Below are 11,451 nucleotides of genomic sequence, written 5' to 3'. Positions count from 1 at the left end.
GGTCCGTCTGGCCAAGGTCCGCTGGCGCATCGAGCACGACTACCGCGAACTCAAACACGGCCTGGGTCTGGACCACTTCGAAGGCCGCTCCTGGCCGGGCTGGCACCACCACGTCACCCTCGTGACCGCCGCCCACGCCTTCCTCACCGAACAGCGCCTGTCCCCAAAAGTCCCCGCGCCGGCCTCACTCTCTATCAGGTCCTCGACATCCTCCAGAACACTCTGAGGTGCTGGACCGGCATCTGTACCACCTGCCACCAACCCCTGCCCAGCAGGACTCCCACAACACCAAGATCAAGACGAACCTAACGGAGTCCTATTAGACTTCGGTCAGTTTTCAGTAAAGTCAGGCACGGCTCGCGGGGGAGCCCCGCTCAAAACGATGGGGTAGTCAGTGGTTCTGAAGACGTTCGGTTGGTCGTTCGCGGTGACCGCGCTCGGCCTGGTGGCGGCGGCGTTGTACGGGGGATGGGCGGCCTTCGGGATCGTGGCGATCCTTTCCGTCCTTGAGATCTCGGTGTCCTTCGACAACGCTGTGGTCAACGCCGGGATCCTCAAGAAGATGAGCGCCTTCTGGCAGAAGATCTTCCTCACCATCGGTGTGCTCATCGCCGTCTTCGGCATGAGGCTGGTCTTCCCCGTCGTGATCGTGGCGGTCAGTGCCAAGGTCGGCCCGATCGAGGCCGTCGATCTCGCGATCAACGACGCCGAGCGTTACGAGCAACTCGTCACCGACGCCCACCCGTCGATTGCGGCATTCGGCGGGATGTTCCTGCTGATGATCTTCCTTGAGTTCATCTTCGAGGACCGTGACATCAAGTGGCTCGGCTGGCTGGAGCGCCCGCTCGCCAGGCTCGGCAGGATCGACATGCTGTCGGTCTGCATCGCCCTGGTCGTCCTGGCGATCAGCGCCATGACCTTTGCGACCCAGGCCCACCAGCACGGCGGCATGCATGTCGACAAGGCGGCGACTGTCCTGCTCTCGGGCGTCTTCGGCCTCATCACGTACCTCGTCGTCGGCGGTCTCTCCGGCTTCTTCGAGAACAAGCTCGAAGAAGAGGAGGAGCGCGAGCGTGAGGCCGAGGAAGAGGCCAGGAGGAGCGGCAAGAAGGTCCCGGCGGTCGTGATGGTCGGCAGGGCCGCGTTCTTCATGTTCCTCTATCTGGAGGTCCTGGACGCGTCCTTCTCCTTCGACGGTGTCATCGCCGCCTTCGCGATCACCAACGACATCGTCCTGATGTCGCTCGGCCTTGGTATCGGCGCGATGTACGTCCGTTCGCTGACGGTCTATCTGGTCCGCCAGGGCACCCTCGACGACTACGTCTACCTGGAGCACGGCGCGCACTACGCGATCGGCGCGCTGGCCGTGATCCTCATGGTCTCCATCCGCTACCAGATCCCCGAGGCGGTCACCGGTCTCATCGGTGTCATCCTGATCGCCTGGTCCTTCTGGTCCTCCGTCCGCCGCAACCGCAGGTTGGCGGCGGACGGAGGAGAACAAGGGAGGTCCGCCGAGAAGGCTGAGGTCCCCTCCGGCGTCTGACCCGGCCAGGTCATGACCGGTCCCGCGCGGCCGAAGTGGCCTGAGAGCGGCGGAGTACGCGGCGCTCAGCCCGGTGGTATCCGCGAGATCGTCAGCAACCGTGTCCCGGATGCCCGACCATCCCCGAACTGTCGGCGCCGACATGGACGTTGGGACGCGACCTGGTGCCCGGCACGTAGAAGGTGTCTTCCGCCTGGACCGGCGGAACCCCTCGACAGGGTTCATCGTCGCAGGTCAGGAAGGCATTTCCGTGTTTCTGCCTCAACAGCCGCCGTACCCGGCTGAAACGGCGAGGCCGGCATGCAGGGTTCGCGGTGGCGGCCGGTGGTTTCGTGGTGGTCGCCCGGCGCCGACGGGGGAGGACGGCACCGGGCGACGGTCAGGGGGAAGCCGTGGTGGTCGCTTCCGTGGCAGGAGCGGCGTCTTGGAGCCGCTCCAGAAGCGCCCGCGGCGTACGGGCCCGGTCCCTGACCCGGAGCAGGTTCCGCGAGAGCCACGCCAGGCCGCCGTCGGCTTGGCCCGCCACGAATTCTGTGAACAGGCGGCGTACGTCGTCCTCGTGCAAGTCGGCCCGCGAGTGCGAGGACATCGTCGGCGACCGCGCGGGCGGGATCGGCGAGCAGCAGCTCGATCTGTCCGTTGTCCTCATCAGGTGGCAGTGTCTCGGGATCGGACATGCGCGATCATTGAGTTCACCGTGGCGACGCGGCCGGCCAGGTCGCCGGCGGGGATGTCGATGAGCTCGTGGCCGAACGCGCGGTAACTCTCTTCGTGGAACTTTTCGAAGGCCAGTGATGTGTGGAAACTGATCCGTCTGGCTGCGGTCGGCTCGCAGGATCCTGGATTGCGGGCGAAGAGTACGTGCCGCTTGTGGATCCCTTCCGGTGTGTTCTGTTGGAGTTCGGCGGGCGGCGCGGGGGGGTGGTGGTGAGTGAGCTTTCGGCCGGGCTGTGCGGCCGGCTTCGTCACGCTGCTGGCGGTGCTGCCGGCCGCGGCAGGTGTGGTCCTGCTGTTCCGCCCGGCCTGTTCGACGGGGCCGCCTCCGGCACCCCGTCGGTCACCCCCTGTTCCTTTTCGTTGTCCACGGTGGGGTCGTCGGCCTTTGCTGCGGTCACGTTCGGCCCGGACCAGTCGTTCCTCGACAAGGGTGGGCTGCGCAAGGCTATTGGCTCACTCGCCGGGGGCACGGACGCGCGCGCGGCGCTCACCGTCGTCGTGCGGGATCGGCTGCTGTCGGTCGTGTACGCGCCCGCCGGCTCGCGGGCCCCGGCGTTCGATCCGGATTCTCCGCCGTACGACCGTTTCCCCGCCCTGGTCGGGGAGGCGAGGAGCAGCCTGGGTGCCGGTTCCCCGCAGACCTGGCAGCTCACCGTCGAACGGCTCAGCGGCTTCGTCGCTATCGGGGTCGATGTGACGGGTGCCGGGGGTTGGTGGTGTTGTGGGTGGTCGTGGGTTCTGATCGGTTTCGGCAGGCAGCCGTTGTCGGTGTGGCTGCCGCCGGGGATGGGCTGTGGCTGCGGATTGGGCCGTTGCTGCAACCACGGGCCTGGGCGGGTTCGTGTCCTCATAGAGGGTGGGGATAGGCCGGGCGGGGTTCGCGGGGGAGTCATGCAGATCATCGAGGTGACCGGGTATGCCGTCCGATCTGCCGTGATCACGATGAGGCGGGCAGGGACGCCACTTGAATTCGTGATCTTCCCGATGCTGCATGTGGCGTCGCCCGCGTTCTACTCCCAGGTCCGTATCAGGCTCAGGGGTTGCGACTTGATCGTCCTGGAGGGAATCCGGGGGAAGTCGGTGAGGGTGCGTGCTCTCACGCTTGCCTACCGGTTCGCTCCGCGCCGGCGGAGCAGCGGTCTGCAGGAACAGCGCGATGATCTGCTCCTTCCCGAGGGCGTGCCGGTCATCAATCCTGATGTGACCGCGGCGGAGGCGATCGCGGACCTGAAGACGCTGCCGCGGTGGATGTATCTGCTGCTCATGATCGGGGCTCCTGTCATGGGCCTGGTGTTCGCGCTGCGCGGTCCGCGTGCCTTCCTGGACAACGACGTGATGGTGGAGGATCTGCCGTCCACACTGGAGGCGGAGTTGACGGCCGACAGTCCTGTGGGGCATGCGATGACTGACCGGCGTGACCGGCGGTTGCTCGACGCGCTGGGTGAGATCCACGCGGAGCGTGCCGGTGAGCCGGTCCGGGTGGCTGTCGTCTACGGGGCGGGCCATGTCCCGGCGGTCGTGGCGGGGCTGCGGGATCGTTACGGGTACCGGGCACGTGAAGCGGAATGGCTCACCGTCCTTGTCGCGGCGTAGATCGCCGGGCGGAGCGGGTTCTTCGTGGCGCGGGGCTGCCCCGGCGGGCGATCTCGGCATTGTCGCCGTGGTCGGCGGCCGGACGGTGACCGCGTGGAGGTGTTCTTGCTGCGGCGGTTCCCGTTCTGGCCGTGGGTAGCCGGGAGCGGATGGCGGAGCGGGGCGGTGCGCGGGTTCGGTGTCCGGGTGTCCTCCGTGCCGGAGGCGGTCCAGGACGGTGCGGCGGCGCCGTTCGGGGCGGTCCGCGCTGTGCCGCCGTCGGGCCGCCGCGACCGGGCGGGACGGGGGGCCCGGACGGCGTGCGGCGTCCCCGGCGCTGGATCCGCCCGGCATACGGCGTCCCGCTCGCGTATCTGGCGGAAGCCGTCCAACTCGCCTTCCGTCACCGGCAATTCCACGACAGCGCAGCCGAGCCGACGGTTCGCCGGTTCTACGCCGCCCATGGCACCCGGGACCCGCACCACCGACGCCGCTTCCTCGTTCGCGGACGCGACGTTCATGAACCTCGCCCTGAAGCGGCCGAGGCACCAGGGTTGCACCCGTGAGCCACCGTCACGTTCGGCACGCCTTCACGGATTCTGCGGGCAGGTCCGGGCGGTCCTCGGCGTGGGCGCCGGAGCGGGTGGTCGGCGATATGACTGGTGTGGTCCCGTCCTGGTGGCCGGATCGTGTTTGCCGGCCCCGGCTACGCAGCTCTGGTCCTCGATGTCGAGGGCGAGCACGCTGCCGCTCGGGTTCTGCGTTTCCGTGCCGAGCCCGCTCTTCGCCCCGGCGCCCCGGCACCCCGGCATGCCGGGATGCTTGCCGCCCGAGGCACGCGGTCGTCGTGGTGGGGGCCCGGACTCTTGTCATCCGGGACCTCACGGCCGTCGGTAACGTGATGGGGCTGAAGGATCTGGGCTCGTGTTGCTGCTGCTCGCGGATACCTTGACCCGTCCGATGCGGACAGGTTCGCCGACCAGTTCGGTCAAGCTGTCCGCACCGGGCTCTTCACCTGTGCCATGACTCTCTTCCTGGCCCCAGGGACGCTGCCCACACCCGACGCCCCCGCTTCCGTCCCGCCGGGAGGATTCTGCGAGGGGCAGGTCGTTTGGGAATGCCGGCACTCGGCGTGCTCAAATGACTGGGCATCCCGGCAGGTCGGTGGCTCGCCGTCTGGCGGATGCACGGCGAAGGGACGTGCGGGTCGCGCGAGTACTTCGTTCGCGTGGAAGCGCCGGCGCCTCGAAGTCCATGCGGCCTGTACGGGGAACAGCCGGTCGGCCGGCGTGGTTGCATCGACCGGGGGACCGGGGGACCGGGGGACCGGGGGACCGGGGGACGGGCGCCGCGCGGTGGGGAACACGGGTCCGCGAGGTTGTCCGCGCTGCCGGGATCCGGGCGGCAGGATCGGGGTATGCCCGCCGCGGTAGTGGGACCAGGACGCATTTTTTCTGCAGGAGGACTGTTTTTATGGCTGACCGGCTGTTGACGCTCATGGCTGTACACGCCCACCCCGATGACGAGGCCACCGGAACGGGAGGGGTCCTCGCGCGGTATGCGGCGGAAGGCATCCGCACGGTTCTCGTGACGTGTACCGACGGCGGTTGCGGTGACGGACCGGGGGGTGTCAAGCCGGGTGATCCCGGGCATGATCCGGCGGCGGTCGCCTTGATGCGCCGTCAGGAACTTGAGACGAGCTGTGAGGTCCTGAAGGTCGGCGATCTGGAGATGCTGGATTACGCCGACTCCGGGATGATGGGCTGGCCGGGCAACGAGGCACCCGGATCCTTCTGGCAGACCCCGGTGGAGGAAGGCGCGGCCCGGCTCGCGGAACTCATGCGGTACTACCGGCCCGATGTGGTCGTCACCTACGACGAGAACGGCTTCTACGGCCACCCCGACCACATCCAGGCCCACCGCATCACGATGGCGGCGCTGGAGATGACCGCGCTGACACCGAAGGTGTACTGGACGACGATGCCCCGCTCGATGATGCAGCGGTTCGGCGAGACCATGCGCGAGTTCCATGAGGACATGCCGGAGCCGGATCCTGCCGAGGCCGCCGCGTTGGCCGGGATCGGCCTCCCCGACGATGAGATCACCACGTGGGTGGACACCACCGTGTTCAGCGGTCAGAAGTTCGATGCGCTGGCCGCGCATGCCAGTCAGGGCGAGAACATCTTCTTCCTCAGGATGGGCAGGGAGAGGTTCGGCGAGTTGATGGGAGTGGAGACGTTCGTACGTGTCAGGGACGTCACCGGCGCGGCCGTACCCGAGAACGATCTCTTCGCCGGACTGCGCTGATCCGCCCGCCGCCCGCCGCCCGCCTCCCGCCGCCGTCCGGCCGGCAGGACCGTCGTTGCGGCGGCCGTGACGGGTTTGGTCGTCGAGGCCGTCCGGAAGATGGTGTCCCGGCGCATCGGCGTACCGCTGTCATGGCGCATGGTCCCGGTGGCTTCGGCGTGGGTCTGGTCGTCCCGGGCGACCAGGGCGACGAGTCCGGGGGTCTTCCGGGTTTCGGCATGTGCTTCGAGTGCGTCGCGCAGTTGGCGCAGTCGTGCTTCGGAGAGGGCCGCCGGTGGCGTTTCCCGGCATGGGTCGCGTTGCGTGTGGTGGCCGGTTCCGCGGGTTGCGGGAGGCCAGGCGTGGCCCTGCGGTCCATGCTGTGCGCAGGGGCGGTGAAGGTGGTGTCCGGCCTTCGGGGGACGGTGCGCTGAGGCCGCGTCAGGCGCGTCAGTTCTGTATTCCGGCCCCCCTGCTGCCTGTGCGTTGCGGCCTGTGCGTTGCCGTCCGCCGTTCCCCGTTCGCCGTCGGCTGCGCCGTGTTGTGGGTGGGTGTTGTCAGTGGCTGTGTGCGGTGATGTTTCCGTGGGTGGTGGTGGCGTGGATGGTGAGGGTGGCGCCGGCGCTGCCGGTGTTCTTGAGGGTGTTGTGGATGCGGCCGTGGGTGGTTTTGGCGTCGAGGGTGGCGGAGGTGCCGGGGGCGGCGTGGGTGGTGATGTCGCCGGAGTGGGTGTGGAGGGTGAGGTGTGCGTGTACGGCTTCGGTGACGGTGAGGTCGCCCTGCTGGGTGGTGAGGTGTGCGGGGCCGTTGAGGCGGCCGACGGTGATGTCGCCGGACTGGAGGGTGAGGCGGGCGCCGGCGGTCTCGTCGAGCCTGACGGTGCCCTGTGCGCCTTCGAAGGCGACGTCGCCGAGGCGTCCGACGCCGCGGAGTTCGGCGAGGGCGGTCGTGGCTTCGACGCGGGAGCCGGCGGGCAGCTGGACGGTGACCTCGACGGATCCGCGGTTGCCGAGGATCGGGTTCTTCGCCTGCGGGGCGGTGATCCGCAGGATGCCGTCGTCGTACGTGACGTCGGTCTGTTCGGCGGCCTTCACGTCGCGGCTGCTGGCGGCGTTGTCGGGCAGGATCTCGACGCTGGTGTCGGTGCGGTCGGCGGCGATGAGGCGGATGCGGCCGGCGGGGATGTCGAGGACGGCGGTGACCGGGGCGGGGGTGTCGAACGTGTGCATCGTATGTTTCCTTCGGCTCGCTGATGTGATGTTTCCGATGACAGAAAAGCTACGTTGCATTTCCTCAAACGGCAATCGATTCGTTGCACCCAATCACCATAAGCGCAGGTGACAGCCGGTAATTCGTTGCAATGGTCGTGAAATCTAACGCAACACCCGACACACTCCCGACCACGTCCGTTGCAATGGGTGAAGAGTGAACGCTAAAGTGGAGGGATACTGCCCACCGGGAAAGGGGGCTGCGATGCCGGGAGGCAGACTCAGCCAGCACGAACGCCGACAGATCGCGCTGGGACTGGCCGACAGCCTCGCCTACGCGGAAATCGCCCGGCGCCTGAACCGTCCGACCTCGACCGTGACACGCGAGGTCATGCGCAACGGCGGCCCCACCGCCTACCGCGCGGAGATCGCACACCGTGCCACCGCGCAGCGCGCCCACCGCCGCAGGAACACCCCACCCCCCGACCCCAGCACGCCCCCACAGCCCCACGGACGGAACGCCGCAGCAGTACGCGAGTACGAGGAAACGTTCACCACCGTCTTCATGCAGTCGGGCCTGCCGAAGATGACAGCACGGGTCCTGGCCTGCCTCTACACCACCGACGCAGGCAGCCTCACCGCCTCCGAACTCGCCGGACGTCTGCAGATCAGCCCGGCATCCGTCTCCAAAGCGGTCGCGTTCCTCGAAAGCCAGGGCCTCGTCCGCCGCGAGCGCGACGAACGCCGCCGAGAGCGCTACATCGTCGACGACGACGTGCTGTACCAGTCGACGATGGCCGGAGCCCGCGCCACCGCCCACCTCGGCGAGGTGGCCCGACAGGGCATCGGCGTGCTGGGCCCCGACACCCCGGCCGCCGCCCGCCTGGAGAACATCGCCCGCTTCGTCGACTTCGTCTCCGAAAGCATCGCCCGCGCCGCGGACCAGGCCCGCGACATCCTCCACACCAAACCCGCAACGCCCCCGGACACCGCAGCCTGAGCCCCTCCCGGACCCTCAACGGCCCGCCCCGACCCGCCCGGCAGCACACCCCGGCCACCGACACGTCCTCCCTCCCATCAGCGGCTACCGGCGTACTCGCCGACGTGACGCGGCAAGACTTTCGCAGCCGAAGACCACCGCAGAAGGAAGGACGGCCTGCCCACAGGACGCGCAGCCCGTGACAGTGCTCTGCTGAACTGGCCGACCTGATACCGCAGTTGTCCGACGCGCTGCTGATCCCGGCCAGGACTGCTGATGCCGCGGCGGCCGTCCGGACCCACACGAGACCCCGCGAACCAGCAGCGGAATCTACGGGACCCGGCCGACCGGGCGTCTGGCGCCACAGCCGCTGACCACAGCGACGCCCGCCGACCTCCAGGACCGCGATGCCCCACCAGAACCGCGCCACCGCCCGCGACGTGCTCAGGCGCCTGCATCTCACCCAACCGCAGAACACCCAGGTCCCGACCGACCCGCAACTACCCCGGCCAACTCCCAGACTGCGCCCGCGAACGCCTCCGCCTCACCCCGCACATCGTCTCCAGCCCCCAAGGCCCCAAGGCGCCAAGGGCGTCTTCGTCCTGCCCCGCCACAGGAAGGCCGAACGGACGATCGCCTGACCCATGAACGCCCACCACAACGCACCCGACTACGAACAACTGCCCCAGCACTCCGAAACACAACCCCACCGGGCACTCATCACCATCACGACCCGACGACCAACCCGAAAAAGCCCGCAGACCAGCCGGCGGACCAGCCAGTGGACGAGGAAAACTCGCGCATGACCAGGAACAACTACGTCACATGGTCGACAGCCGTTGCACCAGCAGCGGCGACGACGCACCTCCGAACAAACCGCACCCCCCGAGTCGAGTACATCCGGGACCATGAACCATGCTCCCGGACGACTGGCAACTCACCGAAAACATCGACACCTTCCTCGCCCAAGCCGGAGACTTCCTGCGCTCGCGGCCCGCCCTGCACAACACACCGTTGACAGACATCGAGAAACTGCGCACACACGGAGCCGGCGCGCATCGTGCCGAAGCCCCCCTCTTCGGCCGACTTGAGGCAGGAGGCGAAGTCCGCGCCATCTTCTACCGCACGCCCCGCGGATACCTGTGGGCCACCCCCCTCTCCGACGAGCAGACCGACACCCTCGCAGCTCACCTGGCCGGCCTCGGCCACCGCCCCTCCGGTGTCATCGCCGACCACGACACCGCCACCGCCTTCGCAGACGCATGGCAACGGCACACCGGCACAGCACCAACCCCTTTCTGGCGGACCCACCTGTACCGCCTGGGCCCGCTCACCCCACCGCAGCCACACCCGGAAGGCCGGGGCCGCGTCACAGAGGAAAAGGACCACGAACAAGTCGTCCGCTGGTGCCGTGAGTTCTGCGTCGCTGTGGGGGAACAGCCTTCCATCGACTTGATCGACGCCGGCTCCTGGACCGATTCACGCTTCGGCGACAGACACTTCACATTCTGGGAGACCCCGGACGGCACCCCCGTCTCCATGGCAGCCGCGACCTCGATCGTCGCCGGCATGATCCGGGTGGACCCCGTCTACACCCCATCCCACCTCCGGGGCCGCGGCTACGCGGGCGCCGTGACGGTCGAAGTGAGCAGAGCGGCACTGGCCGCAGGCGCAACGGACGTCGTCCTCTTCACGGACCCGGACAACCCCACCAGCAACGCCCTCTACCAGCGCATCGGATACATCCACCTCGCCGACTTCACCGGATACACGTTCTCCTCCGGCACGCCAGAAGCCGATGAGGAACAAGACCAGCCCCCACAGAGCTGATCCGCAAACCCCACCCCACCCGTCATAACAGAAAGGAAGAAAAACACCTACCAAATGGAGTACGAAGTCGGTGAGGCCAGACAGTTGGCCGACATCGACGACGTCGACCCAGGTCGGAAGCGTGAAACCCAGGCAGCTGCTGAGGATCTCGCCGACCTCGCGGACACACCCGGCGACCAGCCGACCACCTGCCACACCGTCCCTGGTGGCGGCGCATTTGGAGGGCGACACACAAAATGAGTGACGGCAGCGTGCCCGGCCCGAAGCCCGCCGTGCAACTGGGTGACCCTGACGCATCCTGCGGCGAACCGCCGCTCCAGGCAGGGCTTACAGGGGGTCGGGTCCAGCCTGCTGGGCCAGGGCGGATTCTCACGGAAAGCGTCCTGCCGGCCTACAGCGGTCGCGTACCAGAGCACGGTGCCGAGGCCCCAGCCCAGGGCCGAGTGGCCCTGGGCGAACCGTTCGCGGACCAGGGCGTGCGCGACCTCCTTGCACTCGGCCCGCCAGCCGACAGGATCCGAGCCGTTCCGCGCCATGCCAGGGTCCGCCGGCGTCACATTCGACCCGGCCAGCGATGTTGCGCGGCCCCACCCCGCACCTCCACGTCACCCCAGCAATCAAGTCTGGTACGCCTGCTGACATCCCCTCTGCTGCCGCTGCTCCCGCGCCCTGTTGGCGTGTGGTGGGGGTGGGCGATGGTCGGGCGCGGCGTGCGCCGGGGGCGTTGTGCCGCGCGTCGGCTCGCGCCGCCGCGCCAGGAGCCGAGCTGGGGCTGGCAGTGCCGGACTCGGCGGAACCGGGCGGGTGCTGTCCGCAGGGGTCTCCCCAGGAAGTAGCTGGCGTGCTCGGCACCCCTTGTCCGCCTGGTCTGATCTGCGGTTTCACCTGCCCGGTTCGGTCGGCTGAGGCAAGGCGTAGGGCAATTTGAAGGGCAAGCCTGACCTTCGAGGAGGAGGCGCCCCGTCGTGAAGACGTCCCACTGAGAACCGCCCTGCGCGTATCGGGAATTCCCGGCCTGGAATGGAACTCCTCAAATACGCGATGAATTACTTTTTCTTTGCGGCGAATTGGGCCTGAAATTCTCCGGGAAAGTGGATTACGGAATTACCTGAAAGGGCATCAGAAAAAGCCGAAACGGGCGGCCCCGCCCTGCCGCCGGTGCCCTTCAGGAATTCGCGGAGCGAATTCCTGCCGTCCGAATCGCGGAGCGATTCGGAGCCGTCACGGAGTGACGGTCCGTCAACTGCCTTGCGGAGCAAGGCAGTTGATCCGCCGCGTAGCGGCGGCGCGTCGTGTCTGCGGAGCAGACCGCGCGC

The 11,451-nt window shown here is 68.1% G+C and carries 9 protein-coding genes and 1 pseudogene; 6 read left to right on the top strand and 4 right to left on the bottom strand.

Annotated elements, in window-relative coordinates; all coding sequences use genetic code 11:
- Positions 1–226: transposase (locus tag ACIQNU_RS43685; RefSeq protein WP_401378275.1), on the top strand; the 226-nt coding region annotated here is incomplete at its 5' end.
- A gap of 168 nt (positions 227–394) precedes the next feature.
- On the top strand, positions 395–1,543 hold the full coding sequence (locus ACIQNU_RS43680) for a DUF475 domain-containing protein (RefSeq protein WP_401378273.1): 1,149 nt from the start codon (positions 395–397) through the stop codon (positions 1,541–1,543).
- Positions 1,544–1,922: 379 nt separating this feature from the next.
- On the opposite strand, the gene ACIQNU_RS43675 is transcribed toward ACIQNU_RS43680, so the two are convergent.
- Complete coding sequence (locus tag ACIQNU_RS43675) at positions 1,923–2,192, bottom strand: hypothetical protein (protein WP_401378270.1); 270 nt, start codon at positions 2,190–2,192, stop codon at positions 1,923–1,925.
- A gap of 149 nt (positions 2,193–2,341) precedes the next feature.
- On the opposite strand from ACIQNU_RS43675, the gene ACIQNU_RS43670 reads away from it, so the two are divergent.
- Entirely contained in the window at positions 2,342–3,853 is a 1,512-nt protein-coding gene (locus ACIQNU_RS43670) for a hypothetical protein (protein ID WP_401378268.1), read from the top strand.
- A gap of 1,452 nt (positions 3,854–5,305) precedes the next feature.
- The gene (locus ACIQNU_RS43665; protein WP_401378266.1) at positions 5,306–6,139 is read left to right on the top strand and encodes a PIG-L family deacetylase; all 834 of its coding nucleotides are present in this window, start codon (positions 5,306–5,308) and stop codon (positions 6,137–6,139) included.
- Between the two features lie 113 nt (positions 6,140–6,252).
- Here the strand turns inward: ACIQNU_RS43665 and ACIQNU_RS43660 are convergent.
- Together ACIQNU_RS43660 and ACIQNU_RS43655 are read right to left on the bottom strand one after the other, a co-directional pair.
- A pseudogene (locus ACIQNU_RS43660) lies at positions 6,253–6,324 on the bottom strand (hypothetical protein); the annotation flags it as partial.
- A 351-nt stretch (positions 6,325–6,675) separates the two neighbouring features.
- Positions 6,676–7,347: a DUF4097 family beta strand repeat-containing protein gene (locus tag ACIQNU_RS43655; RefSeq protein ID WP_401378265.1), complete on the bottom strand. Its 672-nt coding sequence runs from the start codon at positions 7,345–7,347 to the stop codon at positions 6,676–6,678.
- A 244-nt stretch (positions 7,348–7,591) separates the two neighbouring features.
- Between ACIQNU_RS43655 and ACIQNU_RS43650 the strand changes: the two genes are divergently transcribed.
- Both ACIQNU_RS43650 and ACIQNU_RS43645 read left to right on the top strand, forming a co-directional pair.
- Positions 7,592–8,326, top strand: coding sequence for a MarR family transcriptional regulator (locus ACIQNU_RS43650; protein WP_401378263.1), 735 nt, complete (start codon positions 7,592–7,594; stop codon positions 8,324–8,326).
- Positions 8,327–9,220: 894 nt separating this feature from the next.
- Entirely contained in the window at positions 9,221–10,135 is a 915-nt protein-coding gene (locus ACIQNU_RS43645) for a GNAT family N-acetyltransferase (protein WP_401378262.1), read from the top strand.
- 1,046 nt (positions 10,136–11,181) lie between these two features.
- Here the strand turns inward: ACIQNU_RS43645 and ACIQNU_RS43640 are convergent.
- On the bottom strand, positions 11,182–11,451 hold a 270-nt coding region (locus ACIQNU_RS43640), incomplete at its 5' end, for a hypothetical protein (protein ID WP_401378261.1).

The organism is Streptomyces sp. NPDC091292 (assembly GCF_044757265.1).
Taxonomy (GTDB): domain Bacteria; phylum Actinomycetota; class Actinomycetes; order Streptomycetales; family Streptomycetaceae; genus Streptomyces.
The sequence above is the reverse complement of the archived record's forward strand: the minus strand, read 5'-3'. Positions and strand labels throughout refer to the sequence as shown.

Bases quoted from the DNA above. Each gene is read 5' to 3' on its own strand.
- ACIQNU_RS43655 (WP_401378265.1), bottom strand. From the start codon at position 7,347: ATGCACACGTTCGACACCCCCGCCCCGGTCACCGCCGTCCTCGACATC.
- ACIQNU_RS43675 (WP_401378270.1), bottom strand. From the start codon at position 2,192: ATGAGGACAACGGACAGATCGAGCTGCTGCTCGCCGATCCCGCCCGCG.
- ACIQNU_RS43645 (WP_401378262.1), top strand. From the start codon at position 9,221: ATGCTCCCGGACGACTGGCAACTCACCGAAAACATCGACACCTTCCTC.
- ACIQNU_RS43650 (WP_401378263.1), top strand. From the start codon at position 7,592: ATGCCGGGAGGCAGACTCAGCCAGCACGAACGCCGACAGATCGCGCTG.
- ACIQNU_RS43665 (WP_401378266.1), top strand. From the start codon at position 5,306: ATGGCTGACCGGCTGTTGACGCTCATGGCTGTACACGCCCACCCCGAT.